The organism is Leifsonia sp. NPDC056824, from assembly GCF_042789575.1.
Lineage (GTDB): Bacteria > Actinomycetota > Actinomycetes > Actinomycetales > Microbacteriaceae > Leifsonia.
Map to the genome: position 1 here is coordinate 178,477 of NZ_JBHUAV010000002.1, position 22,733 is coordinate 201,209.

Annotated in this window: 22 protein-coding genes; 10 read left to right on the forward strand and 12 right to left on the reverse strand. The window is 69.8% G+C overall.

What is annotated here, in order from left to right:
• Positions 1 to 19: 19 nt before the first annotated feature.
• The 6 genes from pgl to tkt are packed head-to-tail and all read right to left on the reverse strand — an operon-like array spanning position 20 to position 8,174.
• Positions 20 to 790 (reverse strand): 6-phosphogluconolactonase, encoded by a 771-nt coding sequence (gene pgl, locus ACFRFH_RS10250; protein WP_382462909.1) that lies wholly within the window; start codon positions 788 to 790, stop codon positions 20 to 22.
• The gene (locus ACFRFH_RS10255) at positions 787 to 1,764 is read right to left on the reverse strand and encodes a glucose-6-phosphate dehydrogenase assembly protein OpcA (RefSeq protein WP_382462910.1); all 978 of its coding nucleotides are present in this window, start codon (positions 1,762 to 1,764) and stop codon (positions 787 to 789) included. The genes pgl and ACFRFH_RS10255 overlap by 4 nt, the downstream gene beginning before the upstream one ends.
• Complete coding sequence (gene zwf / locus ACFRFH_RS10260; RefSeq protein WP_382462911.1) at positions 1,761 to 3,302, reverse strand: glucose-6-phosphate dehydrogenase; 1,542 nt, start codon at positions 3,300 to 3,302, stop codon at positions 1,761 to 1,763. Before zwf ends, ACFRFH_RS10255 begins: the two co-directional genes overlap by 4 nt.
• Positions 3,303 to 3,311: 9 nt before the next feature.
• Positions 3,312 to 4,922 carry a glucose-6-phosphate isomerase gene (locus ACFRFH_RS10265; RefSeq protein ID WP_382462912.1) on the reverse strand — a complete coding sequence of 537 codons (1,611 nt, stop codon included), beginning with the start codon at positions 4,920 to 4,922 and terminating at the stop codon, positions 3,312 to 3,314.
• A complete protein-coding gene (tal, locus tag ACFRFH_RS10270; RefSeq protein ID WP_382462913.1) occupies positions 4,919 to 6,046 on the reverse strand; it encodes a transaldolase in 1,128 nt (375 codons plus the stop codon). Before tal ends, ACFRFH_RS10265 begins: the two co-directional genes overlap by 4 nt.
• 34 nt (positions 6,047 to 6,080) lie before the next feature.
• Positions 6,081 to 8,174 carry a transketolase gene (tkt, locus tag ACFRFH_RS10275; protein ID WP_382462914.1) on the reverse strand — a complete coding sequence of 698 codons (2,094 nt, stop codon included), beginning with the start codon at positions 8,172 to 8,174 and terminating at the stop codon, positions 6,081 to 6,083.
• 356 nt (positions 8,175 to 8,530) lie between these two features.
• On the opposite strand from tkt, the gene ACFRFH_RS10280 reads away from it, so the two are divergent.
• Positions 8,531 to 9,454 (forward strand): heme o synthase, encoded by a 924-nt coding sequence (locus ACFRFH_RS10280; RefSeq protein WP_382462915.1) that lies wholly within the window; start codon positions 8,531 to 8,533, stop codon positions 9,452 to 9,454.
• Between the two features lie 153 nt (positions 9,455 to 9,607).
• Positions 9,608 to 10,150: a GNAT family N-acetyltransferase gene (locus tag ACFRFH_RS10285; protein WP_382462916.1), complete on the forward strand. Its 543-nt coding sequence runs from the start codon at positions 9,608 to 9,610 to the stop codon at positions 10,148 to 10,150.
• Here the strand turns inward: ACFRFH_RS10285 and ACFRFH_RS10290 are convergent.
• Entirely contained in the window at positions 10,124 to 11,065 is a 942-nt protein-coding gene (locus ACFRFH_RS10290) for a heme A synthase (protein ID WP_382462917.1), read from the reverse strand. The genes ACFRFH_RS10285 and ACFRFH_RS10290 overlap by 27 nt on opposite strands.
• Positions 11,066 to 11,376: 311 nt before the next feature.
• Between ACFRFH_RS10290 and sufB the strand changes: the two genes are divergently transcribed.
• The 6 genes from sufB to ACFRFH_RS10320 all read left to right on the forward strand — a co-directional run bounded on the left by sufB (position 11,377) and on the right by ACFRFH_RS10320 (position 17,161).
• Positions 11,377 to 12,795: a Fe-S cluster assembly protein SufB gene (sufB, locus tag ACFRFH_RS10295; protein ID WP_382460514.1), complete on the forward strand. Its 1,419-nt coding sequence runs from the start codon at positions 11,377 to 11,379 to the stop codon at positions 12,793 to 12,795.
• 1 nt (position 12,796) lies between these two features.
• Positions 12,797 to 13,987, forward strand: a complete 1,191-nt coding sequence (gene sufD, locus ACFRFH_RS10300; RefSeq protein WP_382462918.1) for a Fe-S cluster assembly protein SufD — start codon at positions 12,797 to 12,799, stop codon at positions 13,985 to 13,987.
• Positions 13,987 to 14,316 (forward strand): non-heme iron oxygenase ferredoxin subunit, encoded by a 330-nt coding sequence (locus ACFRFH_RS10305; RefSeq protein WP_382462919.1) that lies wholly within the window; start codon positions 13,987 to 13,989, stop codon positions 14,314 to 14,316. Before sufD ends, ACFRFH_RS10305 begins: the two co-directional genes overlap by 1 nt.
• Before the next feature lie 4 nt (positions 14,317 to 14,320).
• Positions 14,321 to 15,115 carry a Fe-S cluster assembly ATPase SufC gene (sufC, locus tag ACFRFH_RS10310; protein ID WP_382462920.1) on the forward strand — a complete coding sequence of 265 codons (795 nt, stop codon included), beginning with the start codon at positions 14,321 to 14,323 and terminating at the stop codon, positions 15,113 to 15,115.
• Positions 15,116 to 15,124: 9 nt separating this feature from the next.
• The gene (locus ACFRFH_RS10315; protein ID WP_179605846.1) at positions 15,125 to 15,454 is read left to right on the forward strand and encodes a metal-sulfur cluster assembly factor; all 330 of its coding nucleotides are present in this window, start codon (positions 15,125 to 15,127) and stop codon (positions 15,452 to 15,454) included.
• Positions 15,455 to 15,562: 108 nt separating this feature from the next.
• Positions 15,563 to 17,161: an ABC-F family ATP-binding cassette domain-containing protein gene (locus tag ACFRFH_RS10320; protein WP_382462921.1), complete on the forward strand. Its 1,599-nt coding sequence runs from the start codon at positions 15,563 to 15,565 to the stop codon at positions 17,159 to 17,161.
• Positions 17,162 to 17,227: 66 nt separating this feature from the next.
• Here the strand turns inward: ACFRFH_RS10320 and ACFRFH_RS10325 are convergent, their stop codons facing one another.
• Genes ACFRFH_RS10325 through ACFRFH_RS10335 form a run of 3 tightly spaced genes read right to left on the reverse strand, consistent with a single transcriptional unit; the run spans position 17,228 to position 18,695 of the window.
• Complete coding sequence (locus ACFRFH_RS10325) at positions 17,228 to 18,109, reverse strand: SURF1 family protein (RefSeq protein WP_382462922.1); 882 nt, start codon at positions 18,107 to 18,109, stop codon at positions 17,228 to 17,230.
• The gene (locus tag ACFRFH_RS10330) at positions 18,106 to 18,324 is read right to left on the reverse strand and encodes a hypothetical protein (RefSeq protein ID WP_382462923.1); all 219 of its coding nucleotides are present in this window, start codon (positions 18,322 to 18,324) and stop codon (positions 18,106 to 18,108) included. The genes ACFRFH_RS10325 and ACFRFH_RS10330 overlap by 4 nt, the downstream gene beginning before the upstream one ends.
• Positions 18,321 to 18,695 carry a DUF3099 domain-containing protein gene (locus ACFRFH_RS10335; RefSeq protein WP_382462924.1) on the reverse strand — a complete coding sequence of 125 codons (375 nt, stop codon included), beginning with the start codon at positions 18,693 to 18,695 and terminating at the stop codon, positions 18,321 to 18,323. The genes ACFRFH_RS10330 and ACFRFH_RS10335 overlap by 4 nt, the downstream gene beginning before the upstream one ends.
• A 76-nt stretch (positions 18,696 to 18,771) precedes the next feature.
• On the opposite strand from ACFRFH_RS10335, the gene fabG reads away from it, so the two are divergent.
• Positions 18,772 to 19,482 (forward strand): 3-oxoacyl-ACP reductase FabG, encoded by a 711-nt coding sequence (fabG, locus tag ACFRFH_RS10340; protein WP_382462925.1) that lies wholly within the window; start codon positions 18,772 to 18,774, stop codon positions 19,480 to 19,482.
• Positions 19,483 to 19,562: 80 nt separating this feature from the next.
• Here the strand turns inward: fabG and serB are convergent, their stop codons facing one another.
• Positions 19,563 to 20,246 carry a phosphoserine phosphatase SerB gene (serB, locus tag ACFRFH_RS10345; protein WP_382462926.1) on the reverse strand — a complete coding sequence of 228 codons (684 nt, stop codon included), beginning with the start codon at positions 20,244 to 20,246 and terminating at the stop codon, positions 19,563 to 19,565.
• Entirely contained in the window at positions 20,243 to 21,487 is a 1,245-nt protein-coding gene (gene glgC / locus ACFRFH_RS10350) for a glucose-1-phosphate adenylyltransferase (protein WP_382462927.1), read from the reverse strand. Before glgC ends, serB begins: the two co-directional genes overlap by 4 nt.
• Before the next feature lie 47 nt (positions 21,488 to 21,534).
• Between glgC and glgA the strand changes: the two genes are divergently transcribed.
• Positions 21,535 to 22,722 (forward strand): glycogen synthase, encoded by a 1,188-nt coding sequence (gene glgA, locus ACFRFH_RS10355; protein ID WP_382462928.1) that lies wholly within the window; start codon positions 21,535 to 21,537, stop codon positions 22,720 to 22,722.
• Positions 22,723 to 22,733 lie beyond the last annotated feature (11 nt).

Sequence of the window (22,733 nt, forward strand, 5' to 3'; positions counted from 1 at the left end):
TGTCGCGTCCCCTCGATGCTCAGTAGCTCGGGGCGATGAGGTTCTCCGGCACGTTGACCGAGGCGTCCTTGTCCACGAAGAACACGGTGCGCTTGCGGCCCTTGGCGCCGGCGACCGGCACCTCCGTGTAGCTCGCGCCCGCCAGCGCCAGGCCGAGGGCGCTCGCCTTGTCGCTGCCCGACAGCACCAGCCAGACCCGGTCGGAGGCGTTGAGCACCGGCCGGGTGAGGCTGAGCCGCTGCGGCGGCGGCTTCGGGGACTCGCGCTCCGCGATCACGGTGGCCTCCGTCTCGCGGATGCCGGCGCGGTCGGGGAACAGCGACGCGATGTGGCCGTCCGGCCCGACGCCGAGGAAGGTGATGTCGAACTTCGGGAAGGCGGCGCCCTCCGGGGCGAACGCCTCCAGCTCGGCCGCGTACACGCGTGCGGCCTCCTCGATGTCCGGGATCTCGTCCGACGCCGGGAACGGGTGGATGTTCTCCGGCGGCACAGGCAGGTGGTCGAGCAGCGCCTCGCGCGCCTGGCGCTCGTTGCGCTCCTCGCTCGACTTCTCGACGAAGCGCTCGTCGCCCCACCAGAAGTGCACCTTCGACCAGTCGATGGTGTCGCGCGCGGGGGAGCCGTTGACGGCCTCCAGCACGGCGATGCCCATCGTGCCGCCCGTCAGCGCGATGTTCGCCGCGCCCAGGTCGTCGAGGATGTCGATCGTCTTGGTGAGGAAACGCGCGGCCACCGACGCGGCGAGTGCTTCCTTGTCGGGGTGGACGAGCACCCGCCGTTCGTTCGTCATGCTGTCGCGCCCGCTCCTTCGTCGGAGGTCTCGAGCATCCCGAGACCCTTCGTGATGACCTCACCGTACAGGTCATCCGGGTCCAGCCTACGCAGTTCCTCGGCGAGACAGTCGCGGAGGCTGCGCCGCGGCAGCGACAGGTCGTGGGTGGGCTGGCCGGGCTGGGACAGCCGCGCGATGTTCGGCACCTCGCGCTCGAGCTCGATGGTGCCGGTCGCGCGCTCCATCCGCACGCCGTGGATGCCGCCGGAGCCGATCGCGCGCGAGGCGAGGTCGTACTTCACCGGCACCTGGAGCTGCAGGCGCAGCCAGGCGGCGAGCAGGAGCGTGGAGGGCGAGTCGGCCGCGCCGGCCACATCCACCGCGGTGATCGGCTCGTACGGCGGCTGGTCGAGCACGGCGGCGAGCTGCGCGCGCCACAGGGTGAGCCGGGTCCAGGCGAAGTCCGTGTCGCCGGGGGCGTACGTCTCGGCCAGGTGGAACAGCGCCTCCTGCGGGTTCGGCTGGGCCGACGCGTCCGTGATGCGGATCGTGGCGATGCGGCCGAGCGGGGAGGTCGACGCCTTCGCGGGCGCGATCCCCGGCCACCAGACGACGACGGGGGCGTCGGGGAGCAGGAGGCCGGTGACCAGGCCCTCCTGGTCGCTCGCGGTCTCGCCGTAGGCGCGGAGCACGATGACCTCGCTGGCGCCCGCGTCGCCGCCGACGCGGATCTGGGCGTCGAGACGTCCGCTACCACTGTGTTGACCGCTGCTGGGACTGCGCTCCTCCTCGGTCGAGACCACGATGACACGCATCGGGTGCTCGCGGGAGGCGTCGTTGGCGGCCTCGATGGCCTCCTCCTCCTGGCCGAGGTGGGTCGCGATGATGAGCGTCAGCACGCGGCCGAGGGCGACGGCGCCGCCCTCCTCGCGGATCTTGACGAGCGCCTTCGAGATGTTGCTCGTCGTGGTGTCGGGCAGATCGACGATCATGGACGCCTCCAGACGCGGCCGTCGCGGGCGAGGAGCTCGTCGGCGGAAGTCGGGCCCCAGGTTCCGGGGCGGTACTGCTCGGGCTGGCCCTGCGTGGCCCAGAACTCCTCGATCGGGTCGAGGATCTTCCAGGACAGCTCGACCTCCTCGTGCCGCGGGAACAGCGGCGGGTCGCCCAGCAGGACGTCGAGGATGAGCCGCTCGTAGGCCTCGGGGCTCGCCTCGGTGAAGGCGTGGCCGTAGCCGAAGTCCATGCTCACGTCGCGCACCTGCATGCCGGCGCCGGGGACCTTCGAGCCGAAGCGGATGGTGACGCCCTCGTCGGGCTGCACGCGGATGACGAGCGCGTTCTGGCCGAGCGCGCTGGTCTGCGACTCCGCGAAGAGCTGCTGCGGCGCACGCTTGAACACGACCGCGATCTCGGTGACCCGGCGGCCCAGGCGCTTGCCCGCGCGCAGGTAGAACGGGACGCCGGCCCAGCGGCGGGTGCCGATGTCGAGCTTGATCGCCGCGTAGGTCTCCGTGGTGGAGTCGGGGTTCATCCCGTCCTCCTCCAGGAAGCCGACGACCTTCTCGCCGCCCTGCCAGCCGCTGCCGTACTGACCGCGTGCGGTCGACTTCGCCAGGTCCGCGGGCAGCCGCACGGCCGCGAGCACCTTCTCCTTCTCAGCGCGCAGGTCCGCGGCGTCGAACGAGATGGGTTCCTCCATCGCCGTGAGGGCGAGGAGCTGCAGCAGGTGGTTCTGGATGACGTCGCGCGCCGCGCCGATGCCGTCGTAGTAGCCGGCCCGGCCGCCCACGCCGATGTCCTCGGCCATCGTGATCTGCACATGGTCGACGTAGTTGGCGTTCCAGATCGGCTCGTACAGCTCGTTCGCGAAGCGCAGCGCCAGGATGTTCTGGACCGTCTCCTTGCCGAGGTAGTGGTCGATGCGGAAGACCGAGTCGGGCGGGAACACCGACTCCACGACGTGGTTGAGCTCGCGCGCCGTCTTCAGGTCGCTGCCGAACGGCTTCTCGATGACGACGCGGCGCCAGCCGGTGCCCGACTGGTCGGCCAGCCCCGACTTCTTGAGCTGCTCGGTGACGAGCGGGAACGCCTTCGGCGGGATGGACAGGTAGAACGCGTGGTTGCCCATCGTGCCGCGCTCGACGTCCAGCTTCTCGACGGTCTCCTTGAGCCGTGTGAACGCCTCGGCGTCGTCGAACTCGCCCGAGACGAACCGGATGCCCTGGGCGAGCTGCTTCCAGACGTCGTCGTCGAACGGGGTGCGCGCGTACTGCTTGACCGCGTCGTAGACGACCTTCTCGAAGTCCTGGTCCTCCCAGTCGCGGCGGGCGAACCCGACGAGCGAGAAGCCGGGCGGCAGAAGGCCGCGGTTCGCCAGGTCGTAGACGGCCGGCATCAGCTTCTTGCGCGACAGGTCACCCGTCACGCCGAAGATGATGAGGCTGCTCGGCCCCGCGATGCGGTTGAGGCGACGGTCGGAGGCCAACCGCAGGGGATTGAACTCCGGGGTGATCTCCACCGGTGACATCTGGCTCCTCTAGTTGACGGCCTCGAACAGCGAGACGACGTCGGCCTCGGGGTTCGAAAGGGTCAGGGTCAGCACCGGGCGGCCGTGCTCGCCGAGCACGCTCGCGTCGCCGGCGGCCTGGGCCTGGATGAGCTGGCCGAACGTGAACGGACGGTCAGGGATCGCCAGGTCCTCCGGCGCTGCCGCGGTGAGCTGCAGGAACACGCCGACGGCAGGGCCGCCCTTATGGAACTGACCGGTCGAGTGCAGGAAGCGCGGACCCCAGCCGAAGGTGACGGGGCGGCCGGCCTTGGCGGCGAGCAGGTCGCGGATGCCCGCGAGCTGCGGCAGCGCCAGGCGGTCGACGTAGGCCTGCACCGAGACGTAGCCGTCCGGTCCGAGCTGCGCGAGGAGGGCGTCCACGGCGCCGTCGAGCGTCGACGCGTCGCCGAGGAACGACCCGGTGGTGCGCACCTCGACGCCGCCCGCGGTGAACGCGGGCGCTGCGGTCTCCGGGCGGTTCTCGAGCAGCGCGCGCGCGGCGACCTTGGCGGCCTCCACGTCGGGCTGGTCGAACGGGTTGATCCCGAGCAGGCGACCGGCGACCGCGGTGGCGTACTCCCAGACGATGAGCTGGGCGCCCAGGCTGCCGGAGACGAGGATCTCGCCCTCGTGCCGGTCGGAGGGGAACAGGTGCCGGGCCTCCGCGTTGGCGACGAGCCGCACGACCTGCAGGTCCGCCGGCTTCGACGTGAGCTCGGGGGCGAGCGTGTCGAGCACGACGGGGAGCAGGCCGGTGCCCTCCTTGCCGGTGGACTCCGCGATGAGCTGCTCGGCCCAGTCGGCGAACCCGACGATGTGGGTGCCGTCCGCGACGATTCCCAGCTTGTCCTTGAGCGGGTTGGAGCCGGCGATGGCTGCGCCGAGCACGAGGCCCGGGTTCGCCTTGTTGTCGACGGCGAGCTCGATGAGCGTCGCTTCCGCCTCGTCCAGCAGCTCGGAGATGTCCACGCCGGCGAGACCGGACGGGACCAGCCCGAACGCGGTGAGCGCCGAGTAGCGGCCGCCCACGTTGGGGTCGGCGTTGAAGACGCGGTAGCCCGCCTCGCGCGCCGACTGGTCGAGCGGCGAGCCCGGGTCGGTGACGACGACGATGCGCTCGGTCGGGTCGATCCCGGCGTCGCGGAACCACTTCTCGTAGACGCGCTTCTGGCTGTCGGTCTCCAGGGTCGAGCCCGACTTGGAGGAGATGACGACGGCGGTCGCCGGGAGGCGGTCGCGTAGCGCCGACAGCACCTGACCGGGGTCGGTCGAGTCGAGGACGGTGAGCTCGGCCTCCGCGGTGCGGGTGATGACCTCCGGCGCGAGCGAGGAGCCGCCCATGCCGCCGAGGACGATGTGGTTGACGCCCTTGGCGTGCAGCTGCTCGCGCAGCGCGACGATCTCGGCGACCAGCGGGCGCGAGATCGCGACGGCCTCGGTCCAGCCGAGGCGCTTCTCGGCCTCCGGCTCCGCGGCCGGGCCCCAGAGGGCCGGGTCCTGCGCGGTGATGCCGGAGCCGACCCGGTCGGCGACGAGCTGCGGCACGACCGACGCGACGGCCCGGGCCGCCGCGCCGGTGACATGGATGCGGAAGGTCACTTGGCGGCCTCCAGAGCGTTCGTGACGGTCTCGACGAGCTCGCCCCACGAGACGTTGAACTTGTCGACGCCCTCGCGCTCGAGCGTGGCGGTCACGTCGTCGTAGGAGATGCCGAGGCCGGCCAGCGCGTCGAGGACGCCCTTCGCGTCGGCGTAGTTGCCCGTGACCGTGTCGCCGGCGATCGTGCCGTGGTCGAAGGTCGCCTCCAGCGTCTTCTCCGGCATGGTGTTGACCGTGTTCGGCGCGACCAGCTCGGTGACGTAGAGGGTGTCGGGCAGGCTCGGGTCCTTCACGCCGGTGGAGGCCCAGAGCGGGCGCTGCTCGTTCGCGCCCGCGGCCACGAGGGCCTTGGCGCGGTCGGTGGCGAACTCCTGCTCGTACAGCTCGTAGGCGAGGCGGGCGTTGGCGATGCCGGCCTTGCTCTTGAGCGCGTACGCCTCGTCGGTGCCGATCGCGGTCAGGCGCTTGTCGACCTCGGTGTCCACGCGGGACACGAAGAACGACGCGACCGACTGGATGCCGGAGAGGTCGATGCCCGCGGCCTTGGCCTTCTCGAGGCCGGTCAGATAGGCGTCGATCACCTGGCGGTAGCGCTCGAGGCTGAAGATCAGCGTGACGTTGACGCTGATGCCGGCCGCGATGGTCTCGGTGATGGCCTCCAGGCCCTCGACCGTCGCCGGGATCTTGATCAGGACGTTGGGCTTGTCGACCTTGGCGGCGAGCTTCTTGGCCTGCTCGATGGTGCCGTGCGCGTCGTGCGCGAGGCCGGGCTCCACCTCGATGGAGACGCGGCCGTCGACGCCGTTGCTGGCCTCGTAGACGTCGTGGAAGATGTCGCTGGCGTCGGCCACGTCGTCGGTCGTGATCTCGAAGATCGCGTCCTCGACGCTCGTGCCGGCGGCGGCGAGCTCCTTCACCTGGGCGTTGTACGCCTCGCCCTTGGAGAGGGCGGCGGCGAAGATCGTCGGGTTGGTGGTCACCCCGACGACGTTGCGCTCGGCGATCAGCGCCTGGAGGCCGCCCGTGGCGATGCGCTCACGGGACAGGTCGTCCAGCCAGATGCTGACGCCGGCGGCGGAGAGCTCGGCCGTGGGGGAGGAGGTGGTGGAAGTGGTGTCGGTCATCGTGGTTTCTTCTTCTCTTCTTCCGTGCCCGCGCTCAGAGCGACGCGAGCGATTCCTTGGCTGCGGCGACGGCGTGCTCGGTGGTCATGCCGAACTCGCGGAACAGCGTCTTGTAGTCGGCCGAGGCCCCGAAGTGCTCGATCGAGACGCTGCGGCCGTGGTCGCCGACGATCTTGTCCCAGGCGAGCGCCAGGCCGGCCTCGATGGAGACGCGGGCCTTGAGGTCCGTCGGCAGCACCTTCTCCTGGTAGGCGGCGTCCTGCTCGTGGAACCACTCCAGGCAGGGGGCCGAGACGACGCGGGCGTTGATGCCCTCGCCGCGGAGCACCTCGCGGGCCTCGAGCGCGATCTGGACCTCGGAGCCGGTGGCGATGAACAGCACGTCGGGCGTGCCGCCCGGGGCCTCGGCGAGGATGTACGCGCCCTTGGCGACGTTGGCCGCGGAGGCGAGCGTGTCGCCGGTGGCCTCGCCGTCGCCGCGCTCGAACACCGGGATGTTCTGGCGGGTCAGCGCGATGCCGGCCGGGCCGCCGCGACGCTCCAGGATGGTCTTCCACGCGTAGGCGACCTCGTTGGCGTCACCGGGGCGGACGACGTCGAGGTGCGGGATGGCGCGGAGCGTCGAGAGCTGCTCGATCGGCTGGTGCGTCGGGCCGTCCTCGCCGAGGGCGACGGAGTCGTGCGTCCAGACGAAGATCGACGGCACCTGCATCAGCGCGGCCAGGCGGATCGCCGGGCGCTGGTAGTCGCTGAAGATCAGGAACGTGCCGCCGAATGCGCGGGTGGGGCCGTGCAGCACGATGCCGTTGAGGATCGCGGCCATCGCGTGCTCGCGGATGCCGAAGTGCAGCACGCGGCCGTACGGGTTGCCGGTCCACTCGTGCGTCGAGTGCACGGTGGGGACGAACGACGCGGCGCCCTCGATGGTGGTGTTGTTCGACTCGGCGAGGTCGGCCGAGCCGCCCCACAGCTCGGGCATGACACCGGCGATGGCGTTGATGACCTTGCCGCTCGCGGCGCGGGTCGAGACGTCCTTGCCGGCCTCGAAGACCGGGAGGGCCTCCTCGAAGCCCGCGGGCACGTCGCCGGAGAGCAGGCGGTCGAGGAGCTCCTTGCGCTCCGGATTGGCGGCGGCCCAGGCGTCGAAGCCCTTCTGCCACTCGGCGTGCTCCTCCGCGCCCCGGTCGATCGCCGTCCGGGTGTGCTCGATGACGTCCTCGGCGACCTCGAAGGTCTGATCGGGGTCGAAGCCGAGCACCTCCTTGACGGCGCGCAGCTCGTCGGCGCCCAGGGCGGAGCCGTGGATCTTGCCGGTGTTCTGCTTCTTGGGGGCCGGCCAGCCGATGATCGTCTTGAGCACGATCAGCGACGGCTTGTCGGTGACCTGCTGCGCGTTCACGATGGCCTGGTGCAGCTCCTGCACGTCCTCCTCGTAGACGCCGGTCTTCTTCCAGTCGACCACCTGGACGTGCCAGTGGTACGCCTCGTAGCGCGCCTTGACGTCCTCGGTGAAGGCGATGTTGGTGTCGTCCTCGATCGAGATCTGGTTGGCGTCGTAGATGGCGATCAGGTTGCCGAGCTGCTGGTGGCCGGCGAGGCTGGACGCCTCCGAGCTGATGCCCTCCTCCAGGTCGCCGTCGCTCGCGATGACGTAGACGTGGTGGTCGAACGGGCTCGTGCCCTGCTCGGCCTCCGGGTCGAACAGGCCGCGCTCGAAGCGCTGCGCGTAGGCGAAGCCGACCGAGGAGGAGATGCCCTGGCCGAGCGGGCCGGTGGTGATCTCGACGCCCTTGGTGTGGCGGTACTCGGGGTGGCCGGGGGTGAGCGAGCCCCAGGTGCGGAGCGCCTTGAGGTCGTCGAGCTCGAGGCCGTCGCCGGCGAGGTAGAGCTGGATGTACTGGGTGAGCGAGCTGTGGCCTGCAGACAGGATGAAACGGTCGCGGCCGAGCCAGTGCTCGTCGTGGGGGTCGCGGCGCATGACCTTCTGGAACAGCAGATACGCGGCGGGGGCGAGGCTCATCGCGGTGCCGGGATGCCCGTTGCCCACCTTCTCCACTGCGTCGGCCGCGAGGACGCGCACCGTGTCTACTGCCTTGTTGTCAATGGGTTCCCACTGCAGAGCTGCCACGTTGAAAACTGACCCTTCCTAGAGGTGGTGAGGGTCGTCGTGAAACCCGCACCGGTTGAGGTAGTGCGCGCCGTGGACGTCATCGGCGCCGGTCACTTCTTCCGTCACAGTCCTACAAACGGGCTTCGAGGGATAGGGGTCCCGGCTGGCGAGCACCTCCAAGTATAGGTAACACGCACGAAACCTGCGGTGTTCCTGGAGGTCCGTGCGCTACCACGCGGCGGCCTGGCGCGGAAGACTGCGGAACTGCACCGGTGTCGTAGACTGGTCGCGGTCTGTAACAATCCGCACAGTCGCCGGGACACCTCGTGAGACCGGCGTCCCGCGGCCGCACGATCCCAGTAGTACGAGGAGCAATGGACGTCGCTGTAGAGAGCCGTGTCGCACCGGCGGCCCGCATCGGTGTCGCACGCAAGGCCAAGGCGTATCTCGCCCTCACCAAGCCGCGCGTCGTCGAGCTGCTGCTGGTCACGACCGTCCCCACGATGATCCTCGCCGCGCACGGCATCCCGAACCTCTGGCTCGTGCTCGCCACGGTGGTCGGCGGCTACATGTCGGCCGGCTCCGCGGGCGCGTTCAACTGCTACATCGACCGCGACATCGACCGCGTGATGCGCCGCACCAAGCGTCGTCCGCTGGTCACCGGCGAACTGAGCGACCGGGAGGCACTCGTGTTCGCGTGGGCGCTCGGCATCGCCTCGGTGCTGGTGCTCGGCTTCTTCACGAACTGGTTGGCTGCGGCGCTGTCGGTCGGCGCCATCCTGCTCTACGTCGTCTTCTACACGCTCATCCTCAAGCGCCGCACCGCCCAGAACATCGTCTGGGGCGGCGTGGCCGGCTGCATGCCGGTACTGATCGGCTGGGCCGCGGTCACCGGCTCGCTCGCCTGGCCGCCGGTCATCCTGTTCGGCATCATCTTCCTCTGGACGCCGCCGCACTACTGGCCGCTGTCGATGAAGTACCGCGAGGACTACAAGGAGGCCGGCGTGCCGATGCTCGCCGTCGTCCGCGGCCGCACGGTCGTGGGCCTGCAGGTCGTCCTGTACGCGTGGGCGATGGTCGCCTGCTCGCTGCTGCTCATCCCGGTCGCGCACATGGGGCTGCTCTACACCGTCGTCTCGCTGGGCGCGGGCTGCTGGTTCCTCTACGAGTCGCACCGGCTCTACAACCTCGCCATCCGCCACGAGCACGTCTCGCCGATGCGCGTGTTCCACGGCTCCATCGCCTACCTGACGCTCATCTTCCTCGCCGTCGCGATCGACCCGCTCCTCTGGTTCTGACGCGCGCGATTCGTGCCGAATCTCGCGAATGCGCGCCGCTTTCGCGACATTCGTGACGAATGTGCGCGCGGCGATTCGTGCCGAATGTGGTGATTGAGCGCGGGTTTCGCGACATTCGTGACGAATGCGGGCGGCGCTGCTAGCGTCGTGAGCGTGCAGGCGCTGAGGACGGCGCGGCTCGTTCTGGACGCGCCGCGGGAGAGCGACATCCCCGCCGTCCTGGAGGCCTGCAGCGACCCGGAGCTGCTGCGCTGGGTGCCGCTGCCGGAGCCGTACACGCTCGAGAACGCCGAGTTCTTCGTGCGCTCCTACTGCCCGCACGGGCTGGCCAGCGGCCGCTTCACGGTGTGGGCGATCCGGGAGGGCGCGAACGCCCCGCTCGTCGGCGCCGTGGAGGTGCGCAGGGACGAGGCGCCGGGATCGGCGTCCCTCGGCTGCTGGCTGACCCCGTCCGCGCGGCGCAGGGGAGTGATGACCGAGGCGCTGACGGCCGTCTGCGACTACGCGCTGTCGCCGGACGGCTTCGCCCTCGACCGGCTGCGCTGGGAGTACCTGCCGGGCAACGAGGCCAGCAGGAGACTCGCCGACGCGGTCGGCTTCGACTTCGCCGGCGCCCAGCCGCGCACGATCGACTTCCGCGGCGAGCAGCGCGAGGCGCTGACCGGCGTGCTACGCCGCGACGACGTCCGCCGCTGAGCCGGTCGCGACCGGCTCGGGCCGCCGGGCGGCCGTGAGCGACATGACGACCGCGGTCATCACCGCGGCGAGCGTGGCGGCCAGGGTCATGTGGATGCCGACGAGGACCCCGGGCAGGCCGGTGTTGGACTGGATGACCCCCACGGCGATCTGCACGAGCTCCACGCCGAGCAGGAGGAGCGTCAGGCGGTGCACCGGCGTCGCGGTGATCCGCCACGCGCCGATCACCAACACCAGCGTCAGCGCGAAGGTCGCGTACGCCGGGATGGAGTGGACGTGCTCGATGATCTCCGGGTTCAGGCCGGTGCGCGGGGTGTTCGGGTCGCCCGCGTGCGGGCCGGTGCCGGTCGTGACGATCCCGAGGACGATCGTGATGCCCACGACCACGCTCGTGACGTAGGCGGTGACCGCGTACCAGCCGGGGACGGCGCGCACGCGCGGGCCGGGCACGGCGTACACCCGGACGAGGAACACCGTCGTCAGCGCGACCAGCACGATGGAGGTGATGAAGTGCAGGCCGACCACCCACCAGGTGAGCTTGATGAGGACCGTGATCCCGCCCAGGACGGCCTGGAACGGGACGCCGAGACCCGCCGCGAAGGCGAGCCAGAACAGGTCGCGCCGCGTGCGGAGGAGCTTGACCACCATCAGGAACGCGAGGATCGCGAGGATCGCGAGCACGCCGCCGAGCATCCGGTTGCCGAACTCGATCACGCCGTGGATGCCCATCTCCGGCGTGTTCACGATCGAGTCTGCGGTGCACTTGGGCCAGGTCGGGCAGCCGAGCCCGCTCCCCGTGAGCCGAACCGCGCCGCCGGTCGTGACCAGCAGGATCTGAGCCGCGAGGTACAGCCAGGCGACGACCCGGGTGCGCCGATCGACACGGTCGGGCAGCCACGCGATGATGCGCTTCATAGTTCCTGGGTTCCTCAGATCTGTTCGATACTCGGCCAACGTGCAGGCGCGCCTCTACTATTACCGCTTCGCACCTGTAGAATTGGTGGGTTCGAGAAACGCGCGTGAAAGTGCGCGTGCCCGCAAGCGTTTCCTCGCCTGCGGCCGGGGCACTGCCGCCCCAGTCCTCGATCAGTTTAGGTACGTGCTGCGCAGGTCGCAGTACAGCCACCCGCACAATCAGGACGCTCCCGGCGCAAGGCAGACGCGCGCCGCGAGGGGAATGAGCCGGACTGATATCCGGTTGAGAGTGGAAAGAAGCAGAGGTAGATATGTCAGACATCCTGATCGACCGACCGGAACTCGCGAGCCTCGGGCAGTACGAGTTCGGCTGGGCGGACTCCGACGCGGCGGGCGCCTCCGCACGTCGCGGGCTCGGACCGGAGGTGGTCAAGGACATCTCCGCTCTCAAGAACGAGCCGGAGTGGATGCTGCAGCGCCGCCTCAAGGCCCTCCAGCTCTTCGAGCGCAAGCCGATGCCCACCTGGGGCGCCGATCTCTCCGAGATCGACTTCGACAACATCAAGTACTTCGTCCGCTCCACGGAGAAGCAGGCCCAGAGCTGGGAGGACCTGCCGGAGGACATCCGCAACACCTACGAGAAGCTCGGCATCCCCGAGGCCGAGCGCCAGCGCCTCGTCGCCGGCGTCGCCGCGCAGTACGAGTCCGAGGTCGTCTACCACCAGATCCGCGAGGACCTGGAGCAGCAAGGCGTCATCTTCCTCGACACCGACACGGCGCTGCGCGAGCACCCGGAGATCTTCCAGGAGTACTTCGGCACCGTCATCCCGGCCGGCGACAACAAGTTCGCCGCGCTCAACACGGCGGTCTGGTCCGGCGGCTCGTTCGTGTACGTGCCCAAGGGCGTCCACGTCGAGATCCCGCTGCAGGCCTACTTCCGGATCAACACCGAGAACATGGGCCAGTTCGAGCGCACGCTGATCATCGCCGACGAGGACAGCTACGTGCACTACATCGAGGGCTGCACGGCCCCGATCTACAAGTCCGACTCGCTGCACTCCGCCGTGGTCGAGATCATCGTCAAGAAGAACGCCCGCGTCCGCTACACGACGATCCAGAACTGGTCGAACAACGTCTACAACCTCGTCACCAAGCGTGCGACGGCCGCCGAGGGCGCGACGATGGAGTGGATCGACGGCAACATCGGCTCCAAGGTGACGATGAAGTACCCGTCGATCTACCTGATGGGCGAGCACGCCAAGGGCGAGACGCTCTCCGTGGCCTTCGCGGGCCCGGGCCAGCACCAGGACGCCGGCGCGAAGATGATCCACATGGCTCCGTACACGCAGTCCTCGATCGTCTCCAAGTCGATCGCCCGCGGCGGAGGCCGTGCCGGTTACCGCGGCGAGGTGCGGGTGGACGCCAACGCGCACCACGCGGCCAACACCGTGCGCTGCGACGCGCTGCTGGTCGACACCATCTCGCGCTCCGACACCTACCCGTCGATCGACATCCGCGTCGACGACGTGCAGCTCGGCCACGAGGCGACGGTCTCCCGCGTCAGCGAGGAGCAGCTCTTCTACCTGATGTCCCGAGGGCTCCCGGAGGACGAGGCCATGGCGATGATCGTCCGCGGCTTCATCGAGCCGATCGCTCGCGAGCTCCCGATGGAATACGCACTCGAACTCAACAAGCTCATCGAGATGGGCATGGAAGGCTCTGTCGGCTGATATGACGACCCCCAGTACCCCGACGCAGACCCAGGACACCCCAGCGCCGGCGCCGCGGCATCTGCGCGCGCCCGTGCCGGTCCAGACCCGCTCCGAGCGGTTCACCTCCACGCACGTCGCCGACTTCCCGGACGTCACCGGCCGCGAGGTCATGTGGAAGCACACCCCGGTCGCCCGCCTCGCCGAGCTCATCTCCGGTGAGCTGGACGGCTCGCCGTACGTGTTCGACCTGACGCCCGCGCCCGGCGTCACGGCCGAGTGGATCGCCCGCGACGACGCCCGTGTGGGCGCCGCCGGCATCCCGGAGGACCGCGCCTCGGCGAACGCCTGGACGAACTTCGAGCAGGCGCTGCTCGTGTCGATCTCGGGCGACGAAGCCAAGGAGGCCACGCTCACGCGCGCCGCCCTCGGCGGGGCCGCCCGCGCCGCGCACACCGTGGTGGAGGTCGCCCCCGGCGCCCACGCCACGCTCATCCTGCAGAACAGCGGGGCTGCGCACCTGACCGAGAACGTCGAGTTCCTGCTCGGCGCCGACGCGAACCTCACGGTCGTCTCGGTGCAGGAGTGGGACGACGACGCGCTGCACGTCGCGGCGCACTTCGCCGAGCTGGCCGAGGGCGCGCGCATCAAGCACGTCGCCGTCACGCTCGGCGGCGGCGTCGTCCGGCTCAACCCGTCGGCGCACCTCACGGGTGCCCGCTCGGAGGCGACGCTGCTCGGCGCCTACTTCGCCGACGCCTCGCAGCACCTCGAGCAGCAGGTCTTCGTGCACCACGACGGCCCGGAGACCCGCAGCCGCGTGACCTACAAGGGCGCGCTGCAGGGCGAGGGCGCGCGCACGGTGTGGATCGGCGACGTGCTGATCGGCCCGAAGGCGGTCGGCACCGACACCTACGAGCAGAACCGCAACCTCGTGCTCACCGACGGCGCCCGCGCCGACTCGGTGCCCAACCTCGAGATCGAGACCGGCGACATCGTCGGCGCCGGGCACGCCAGCGCCACGGGACGCTTCGACGACGAGCAGCTCTTCTACCTGCAGTCGCGCGGCATCACCGAGGAGGAGGCGCGCCGCCTGGTCGTGCGCGGGTTCCTCTTCGAGATCGTCCAGCAGATCGGCTCGCCCGCGCTGCAGGAGCACCTGCAGACGGCCATCGAGGCCGAGCTCACGGTCTCCGTCACGGCGGCGAGCTGATGGCGGGCTCCCGCGTCGCCTCGGCGGCCGAGCTGGTCGAGAACCAGGCCACCCGCGTGGTGGTCGACGGCGTCCCGATCGCGGTCGTCAAGGACTCGAACGGCGACATCCACGCCATCGGCGATACCTGCACGCACGGCGAGATCTCCCTCGCCGAAGGCTTCATCGAGGGCGAGACGCTGGAGTGCTGGGCGCACGGCTCCCAGTTCTCGCTCATCACCGGCAAGCCGCTCAACCTCCCGGCCTACGAGCCGGTCCCCGTCTTCCAGGTCGAGGTCATCGACGGAGACGTCTACATCGACCCGACCGTCACGAAAGAGATTCAGTAAGCACATGTCAGTCCTCGAGATCCGCGACCTGCACGTCACCGTCGAGACGGACCAGGGCACCAAGCCCATCCTCAACGGTGTCGACCTGACCATCCGCGAGGGTGAGATCCACGCCATCATGGGCCCCAACGGCTCGGGCAAGTCCACCCTGGCCTACACGATCGCCGGCCACCCGAAGTACACGGTCACCAGCGGCACCATCACGCTCGACGGCGAGGACGTCCTCGCGATGACCGTCGACGCCCGTGCCCGCGCCGGTCTGTTCCTCGCGATGCAGTACCCGGTGGAGATCCCCGGTGTGACCAACACCAACTTCCTCCGCACCGCCAAGACCGCGATCGACGGCCAGGCGCCCGCCATCCGCACCTGGGTGAAGGACGTCCGCGAGACGATGGGGCAGCTCCGCATGGACTCCTCGTTCGCCGAGCGCAACGTCAACGAGGGCTTCTCGGGCGGCGAGAAGAAGCGCAACGAGATCCTGCAGCTCGAACTCCTCAAGCCGAAGTTCGCGGTGCTGGACGAGACCGACTCCGGCCTCGACGTCGACGCGCTCAAGGTCGTGTCGGAGGGCGTGAACCGCGCCAAGGCCAACACCGGCCTCGGCATCATGCTGATCACGCACTACACGCGCATCCTCCGCTACATCAAGCCGGACTTCGTGCACGTCTTCGTCGCCGGCCGCGTGGCCGAGGAGGGCGGGCCCGAGCTCGCCGAGCGCCTGGAGGAGGAGGGCTACGACCGCTTCGTCGATGCCCCCGAGCCCGCCAAGGCCGACGCCGTCGACCTGGCCGAAGCGTAGAATCCGATCATGCCCGCCACGCTGAGCCCCGCGCTCTTCGACCAGGTCGAAGAGGCGCTCAAGAACGTCATGGACCCCGAGCTCGGGATCAATGTCGTCGACCTGGGCCTCATCTACGACCTGGCCTGGGATGAGGAGAACAACGCCCTCATCATCTCCATGACCCTCACGAGCGCCGGCTGCCCGCTCACCGATGTGCTCGAGGAGCAGACCGCCGAGAGCCTCGACGGCATCGTGGAGGCGTTCCGCATCAACTGGGTGTGGATGCCGCCGTGGGGTCCCGAGCGGATCACCGACGACGGCCGCGACATGATGCGAGCCCTCGGCTTCGCCATCTAGCGCCGCCACCCCCTCCATCCGTTCCGGAGTTGTGTACGCCGCGCCTCGGCGTGTCGCGTACATAACTCCGGAACGGATCGCTGTTTACCGAACGTTAGGAATACTGCTGTGCTTGCGGTGCATGGACTCGAGCTGCGCGTCGGCGCGCGCCTGCTGATGGACGACGTCAGCTTCCGCGTCGCGGCCGGCGACAAGATCGGGCTCGTCGGCCGCAACGGCGCCGGCAAGACCACCCTCACCAAGGTGCTCGCCGGCGACCTGCTGCCGACCGCCGGCAAGGTCGACCGCTCCGGCGAGCTCGGCTACCTGCCGCAGGACCCGCGCTCGGGCAACCTCGACGACCTCGCGCGCACGCGCATCCTCGACGCCCGCGGCCTCGGCTCGATCGTCCTCGGGATGCAGCAGGCCACGCACGACATGGCCAGCGACGACGCCGCGGTGTCCGCGGCGGCCATGAAGAAGTACGGCCGGCTGGAGGAGAGCTTCCACATGCACGGCGGGTACGCCGCCGAGGCGGAGGCGGCCTCCATCGCCTCCAACCTGAACCTGCCCGACCGCATCCTCGACCAGCCGCTGAAGACCCTCTCGGGCGGTCAGCGCCGCCGCATCGAGCTGGCGCGCATCCTGTTCTCGGACGCGCGCACGCTGATCCTGGACGAGCCGACCAACCACCTCGACGCCGACTCCGTCGTGTGGCTGCGGGACTTCCTCAAGAACTACTCCGGCGGCTTCATCGTCATCTCGCACGATGTGGAGCTGGTGGGCGAGACCGTCAACCGCGTGTTCTACCTCGACGCCAACCGCCAGTCCATCGACATCTACAACATGGGTTGGAAGAACTACCAGCGCCAGCGCGCGGCCGACGAGGAGCGCCGCAAGAAGGAGCGCGTCAACGCCGAGAAGAAGGCGTCCGTCCTCCAGCTCCAGGCAGCGAAGTTTGGCGCCAAGGCGACCAAGGCTGCGGCCGCGCACCAGATGGTCGCGCGCGCCGAGAAGCTGCTTGCCGGCCTCGACGAGGTGCGCCAGGTCGACCGCGTAGCCAAGCTGCGCTTCCCGACGCCCGCCGCGTGCGGGCGGACGCCGCTGCAGGCCTCCGACCTGTCGAAGAGCTACGGCTCGCTGGAGATCTTCACGGCCGTGGACCTCGCGATCGACCGCGGCTCGAAGGTGGTCGTGCTCGGCCTCAACGGCGCGGGCAAGACCACGCTGCTGCGGATGCTCGCGGGCGTCGACCGGCCCGACACCGGACAGGTGGAGCCCGGCCACGGCCTCCGCGTCGGCTACTACGCGCAGGAGCACGAGACGATCGACGTCGAGCGCTCCGTGCTGCAGAACATGGTGTCCTCCTCGCCGTCGCTGACAGAGACCGAGGCGCGCAAGGTGCTCGGCTCGTTCCTGTTCACAGGCGACGACGCGCACAAGCCGGCCGGCGTGCTCTCCGGCGGCGAGAAGACCCGGCTCGCGCTGGCGATGATCGTGGTCTCAGGCGCGAACGTGCTGCTGCTGGACGAGCCGACCAACAACCTCGACCCGGCCAGCCGCGAGGAGATCCTCGACGCGCTCGCGCACTACGAGGGCGCCGTCGTGCTGGTCAGCCACGACGAGGGCGCCGTGGAGGCGCTGAACCCCGAGCGCGTCCTCATCCTCCCCGACGGCGTCGAGGACCACTGGAACCGCGACTACCTCGACCTGATCTCCCTGGCATAGCGCCAGCGAAACGTGACTAATCGCGGAAATCCACGCACGGGTTTCCGCGATTTGTCTCGCTTCGGGTCAGGTGTGGGTGTCGAGGAGGGCGTCTTCGACGTCGGAGTCGGTGCGGCGGAGGGCCCGGCGGCGGGCGCGCTCGGCGGCGCGGGCCTGCTCGGCGGGGTCGTGCTCGTTGCGCTTGTGGTACTCGGTGCGGAGGGCGTAGCCCAGACCGAAGAAGCCGATCAGGGCGAAGATGATCCACTGGATCATGTACGACCAGTGCAGTCCCTCGTCCTGGGTCGGCGGGTCGGTGACCGTCGGCGTCGGCGCGCTCGCGGGGCTCGGCTTCTGCGACGCGAGCAGCCCGTACGCGCCGGTGTAGACGTCGGCGCCGTCGAGCTTCTGCTTGACGACCGAGAGCTGGATGGTGCCGACCTGCATCCCGACGCTGGTGCGGCCCTGGATGGCCGGCTCGCTGGCCTTCAGCCGCGCGATCACGGTCACGGTGCCGGACGGAGCGGCGGGCACATGGTCGGGGGAGTCGGTGTTGTTGCCGGTCGGCACCCAGCCGCGGTCCACGATGAACAGCGAGCCGTCGGCGGTGCGCAGCGGGGTGAGCACCTCGAACCCCGGGCTGCCGTTGAACGGACGGTTGCGCGCCAGGATCTCCTTGTCCTTCTCGTAGGTGCCGGTCACGGTGACGCGCGTCCACTCCTGCGCGGGGGAGTAGGCCGTGAGCGACGGCAGCTCCTGGTCGAGCGGAACGGGGTGCGAATAGAAGTTGGCGGAGATGAGCGCGTTGGCGGCCGCGGCCTCCTTGCTGCGCGCGAGCTGCCAGTTGGAGAGGAAGCCGCAAGCGATGGCGAAGACGATCGCGAACGCGAGGTAGCCGAACCAGCGGCGGGAGAACGCGAAGCCCCACCCGACCGACTTCTGCTCGGGCTTCGATGGCTCGGCGGTCACGCGGTCGTCCTCTCGACGGGCACGACGGCGACCGGGAAGTCCCGCGCCGCGAGGAACTCGCGCAGGTAGTCCACATGCTCGCCGCACGCCAGCCAGACCTTCACCCGGTCGGCGGTGTGGATGCGCGGGTTGCGCCATTCGATCCGCCAGGACGCGGTCTCACGACAGCCGGCGCGGGAGCAGGTGAGCGGCTCGGGTTCGCCCAGTCCGATCACTCGTCCTCCTCGTGTGCGTTCGCGCCGTGCGTGTTCGCACCATGCGCATCCGCGCCGTGCGTGTCAGCGGGTTCCTCGCCCGACTGCTGGCGGCCTCCTCCGGGCGGAGGGGCCATCGGCAGGATATTGCCCGGACGCTGTGCTTCCGCTTCATGCGGCTCCGCGCCGACGTTGGCGATCACCACCGCGATGTACGGCAGGAACACCGCGCCGATCAGCGGGATCGCACCCCACGGCCAGCCGACGAAGATCGCGACGAAGAGGCAGACGATACGGACCCCCATGGCGACGGAGTACTTGATCATCCGCCGCTTGCGCTCCTCGTCCGGGGAGAGCGGGAGATTGGTGATGGACGGGCGTGGCTGCTTCATGTGCGTTGACTCCAGAGTACGTCCATAAACTGGTACCGGTCCGCCACGGACCGAATCGATTGAAGGGATCGTCTGCATGACCACGCCACGCACTGTGCTCGTCACCGGAGGGAACCGGGGGATCGGCTACGCGATCGCCGAGGAGTTCCTCGCTCAGGGGCACAGGGTGGCGGTGACGGCACGCTCGGGCGAGGGCCCGGCCGGCGCGCTCACGGTGCGCGCCGACGTCACCGACGCGGCCTCCGTCGACGCCGCCTTCACCCGGGTGGAGGCCGAGCTCGGCCCGGTCGAGGTGGTCGTGGCGAACGCCGGCATCACCAAGGACACCCTGCTCATGCGGATGAGCGACGAGGAGTTCGACTCGGTCGTGGAGACCAACCTGGGCGGCGCGTTCCGCGTCGTGAAGCGCGCCTCCAAGGGCATGCTGAAGGCGCGCTGGGGCCGCGTCGTGCTCATCTCGAGCGTCGTGGGGCTGTACGGGTCCGCGGGCCAGGTCAACTACGCCGCCAGCAAGGCCGGCCTCGTCGGTATGGCGCGGTCGATCACCCGCGAGCTCGGCGCCCGCGGGATCACCGCCAACGTGGTCGCCCCCGGCTTCATCGAGACCGACATGACCGCGGCCCTCCCGGAGGCGCAGCAGGCCGAGTACAAGCGCAACATCCCGGCCGGCCGCTTCGCGTCGCCGAACGAGGTCGCGCGCGTGGTGGCCTGGGTAGCGGGCGACGACGCGGGCTATGTGTCCGGCGCCGTCATCCCGGTCGACGGCGGCCTCGGGATGGGCCACTAACTTCCACCGAGGGGCACGTCGTTGTCACTTCCGGGCCCCGAAAGTGACAACGACGTGCCCTTCGCGCGTGGTGACAGGGCTCAGCCGCGGAGGCCGAGGAGGGGGAGGACCTGCGCGAGGTCCTGCCGGTCGATCACGAGGTCGGCCTCCTGGCGCACTCGCGGCTTCGCATTGAAGGCGACCGCGAGCCCGGCCTCCGCCATCATCCGCAGGTCGTTGGCGCCGTCGCCGATCGCGACGGTCTGCCGCAGATGCACGCCGGACTCCGCGGCCCAGAACAGCAGCGCCTGAGCCTTCGCCGCGGCGTCGACAACTGGGCCGTCCACCTCGCCGGTCAGCAGGCCGTCGGCGACCGCGAGCCGGTTGGCCCGCCAGTGATCGAGCCCGAGCCGCTCACCGAGCGGGTCGAGCAGCTCGTGGAAGCCGCCGGAGACCACGCCGACCTCGCCGCCCGCGGCCTGCACACCGGCGATGAGCTCCGGCACGCCATCGGTGACGCGGATGCGCTCCCCGACGCGCTCGAAGACCGAGACCGGGAGGCCCTCCAGCGTCCGGACCCGCTCGCGCAGGCTCTCCTCGAAGTCGAGCTCTCCGCGCATGGCGCGCTCGGTGATGTCGGCGACCTCGCTGCGCGAGCCGGCCTCCTCGGCGAGCAGTTCGATCACCTCGTCATGGATCAGCGTGGAGTCGGCGTCGAGGACCACGAGGAAGCGGGCGGCACGCTCGGAGGGGCGGGTGCCGTCGTATGGATGACCGTGCGTCATGGGACGACGTGCACTCCCTTGCCGACGACGGTGATGCCCGACTCGGTGACCGTGAAGCCGCGCGCGCGGTCGCGCTCCGGGTCGACGCCGATGCGCGCTCCCTCCGCCACGACCACGTCCTTGTCGAGGATGGCCCGGCCGACGAACGCGTTCGGCTCGATCAGGGCGCGGTCGAACACCACGGAGTCGATCACCTTGGCCCCGGAGGCGACGGTGGCCCAGGGGCCGAGCACGCTGCGCTCCAGGTGCGCCCCGGAGATGACTGAGCCGAGCGAGACGATCGAGTCGATCGTGGTGCCGAGCGCGCCGCGGCCGTCGCGGACGATCTTCGCCGGCGGCGAGTTGAGCACCTGGCTGAAGATCGGCCACTCCGCGTTGTAGAGGTTGAACACCGGCAGCGCCGAGATGAGGTCCTGGTGGGCCTCGAAGAACGAGTCGATCGTCCCCACGTCGCGCCAGTAGTAGCGGTCGCGGTCCGTCGAACCCGGCACGTCGTTGTTGTTGAAGTCGTACACGGCCGCCTCGTTCCGCGACACGAAGTCCGGGATGATGTCCCCGCCCATGTCGTGGTTGGAGTCGGGCCGGTCGCCGTCGCGGATCACCGCGTCGATGAGAGCGTCCGCATCGAAGACGTAGTTGCCCATCGAGGCGAGCACCTCGTCGGGCGAGTCCGGCAGGCCCACCGGGTCCTTCGGCTTCTCGCGGAACGCCGCGATCCGGTCCGGCTTGTCCGCGTCGACCTCGATCACGCCGAACTGGTCGGCGAGCGCGATCGGCTGGCGGATCGCCGCGACCGTCGCGGGGGCGCCGGAGTCGATGTGGGCCTGCAGCATCTGGTTGAAGTCCATGCGGTAGACGTGGTCGGCGCCGACCACGACCACGATGTCCGGCCGCTCGTCGCGCAGCAGGTTGAGGCTCTGCAGGATGGCGTCGGCCGACCCGCTGAACCAGCGCTTGCCGAGTCGCTGCTGGGCCGGCACCGACGCGATGTAGGAGTTGAGCATCCCGTCCAGCCGCCAGGTCTGCGAGACGTGCCGGTCGAGGCTGTGCGACTTGTACTGCGTCAGCACGACGATCTGGCGGAGCTGGGAGTTGATCAGGTTGGACAGCGCGAAGTCGATGAGCCGGTATTGTCCGCCGAACGGCACCGCGGGCTTGGCGCGGTCGGCGGTCAACGGCATCAGCCGTTTCCCTTCGCCGCCTGCGAGCACGATGCCGAAGATCTTCTTGCCTGCTGCCATAGGCACCACAGTAGAGGCAACCGGGGGGCTGTACTAGCGTTCAGGTCATGCGCGTTGATCTTCTGACCAAGGAGTACCCGCCGGACATCTACGGCGGCGCCGGGGTGCATGTGACCGAGCTGGTCCGTGCGCTGAGGACCGATACGGAGGTCCGCGTGCGCTGCTTCGGCGAGCCGCGGGACGAGGCGGACACGTTCGCGTACCGCGTCCCGGCGGAGCTGGCGGCGGCCAATGGCTCGCTCACCACGCTCGGCGTCGACCTCCAGATGGCGCAGGACTGCGGCGGAGCGGACGTCGTCCACTCGCACACCTGGTACGCGAACGCGGGCGGCCACCTCGCCAAGCTGCTGCACGGCGTCCCGCACGTCGTCACCGCGCACAGCCTGGAGCCGCTGCGGCCGTGGAAGGCCGAGCAGCTCGGCGGCGGCTACCGCGTGTCGAGCTGGATCGAGAAGACCGCGTTCGAGGCCACCGACATGGTCATCGCGGTGAGCGACGGCATGCGCCGCGACATCCTCGCCTCCTACCCGGCGCTGGACCCGCAGAAGGTCACCGTCGTCTACAACGGCATCGACCTGGAGCGCTGGACCCCGCTGCACGACGACGGCAAGGCGCGCGCGCTCGGCATCGACCCCGACCGTCCCGCGGTCATCTTCGTGGGGCGGATCACCCGGCAGAAGGGCCTCCCGTACCTGCTGCGCGCGGCCAGGATGCTGCCGCCGGAGGTGCAGGTCATCCTGTGCGCCGGCGCGCCGGACACCCCCGAGATCCTCGCCGAGGTGACCGGGCTGGTGCAGGGGCTGCAGGCCGAGCGTGACGGCGTCGTCTGGATCGACCGGCTGCTCCCGAACGACGATCTCCGCGCGGCGCTCACCGCCTCCACCGTCTTCGTCTGCCCATCGATCTACGAGCCGCTCGGGATCGTGAACCTGGAGGCGATGGCGTGCGGGCTCCCGGTCGTCGGCACCGCCACCGGCGGCATCCCCGAGGTCATCGTCGACGGCGTGACGGGCCGGCTGGTGCCGATCGATCAGCTCCACGACGGCACGGGCACGCCGACCGATCCGGAGGCGTTCGTGCGCGACCTCGCGGCAGCGCTGACCGAGGTCGCCTCCGACCCCGAGCGGGCCGCCCGCATGGGCGAGGCGGGGCGCGCGCGAGCGGAGACCGAGTTCAGCTGGACGGCGATCGCGGAGCAGACCCGCGCCGTCTACCGGTCCGTGACCTCCGCTTGACGCCGGTAGGC

Coding starts and splice junctions, on each gene's coding strand:
- sufC (WP_382462920.1), top strand. CDS start 14,321: ATGTCAGTCCTCGAGATCCGCGACCTGCACGTCACCGTCGAGACGGAC.
- zwf (WP_382462911.1), bottom strand. CDS start 3,302: ATGTCACCGGTGGAGATCACCCCGGAGTTCAATCCCCTGCGGTTGGCC.
- ACFRFH_RS10315 (WP_179605846.1), top strand. CDS start 15,125: ATGCCCGCCACGCTGAGCCCCGCGCTCTTCGACCAGGTCGAAGAGGCG.
- ACFRFH_RS10280 (WP_382462915.1), top strand. CDS start 8,531: ATGGACGTCGCTGTAGAGAGCCGTGTCGCACCGGCGGCCCGCATCGGT.
- sufD (WP_382462918.1), top strand. CDS start 12,797: ATGACGACCCCCAGTACCCCGACGCAGACCCAGGACACCCCAGCGCCG.
- glgA (WP_382462928.1), top strand. CDS start 21,535: ATGCGCGTTGATCTTCTGACCAAGGAGTACCCGCCGGACATCTACGGC.
- tal (WP_382462913.1), bottom strand. CDS start 6,046: ATGACCGACACCACTTCCACCACCTCCTCCCCCACGGCCGAGCTCTCC.
- glgC (WP_382462927.1), bottom strand. CDS start 21,487: ATGGCAGCAGGCAAGAAGATCTTCGGCATCGTGCTCGCAGGCGGCGAA.
- ACFRFH_RS10255 (WP_382462910.1), bottom strand. CDS start 1,764: ATGATCGTCGATCTGCCCGACACCACGACGAGCAACATCTCGAAGGCG.
- ACFRFH_RS10335 (WP_382462924.1), bottom strand. CDS start 18,695: ATGAAGCAGCCACGCCCGTCCATCACCAATCTCCCGCTCTCCCCGGAC.
- sufB (WP_382460514.1), top strand. CDS start 11,377: ATGTCAGACATCCTGATCGACCGACCGGAACTCGCGAGCCTCGGGCAG.
- ACFRFH_RS10290 (WP_382462917.1), bottom strand. CDS start 11,065: ATGAAGCGCATCATCGCGTGGCTGCCCGACCGTGTCGATCGGCGCACC.
- serB (WP_382462926.1), bottom strand. CDS start 20,246: ATGACGCACGGTCATCCATACGACGGCACCCGCCCCTCCGAGCGTGCC.
- ACFRFH_RS10305 (WP_382462919.1), top strand. CDS start 13,987: ATGGCGGGCTCCCGCGTCGCCTCGGCGGCCGAGCTGGTCGAGAACCAG.
- pgl (WP_382462909.1), bottom strand. CDS start 790: ATGACGAACGAACGGCGGGTGCTCGTCCACCCCGACAAGGAAGCACTC.
- fabG (WP_382462925.1), top strand. CDS start 18,772: ATGACCACGCCACGCACTGTGCTCGTCACCGGAGGGAACCGGGGGATC.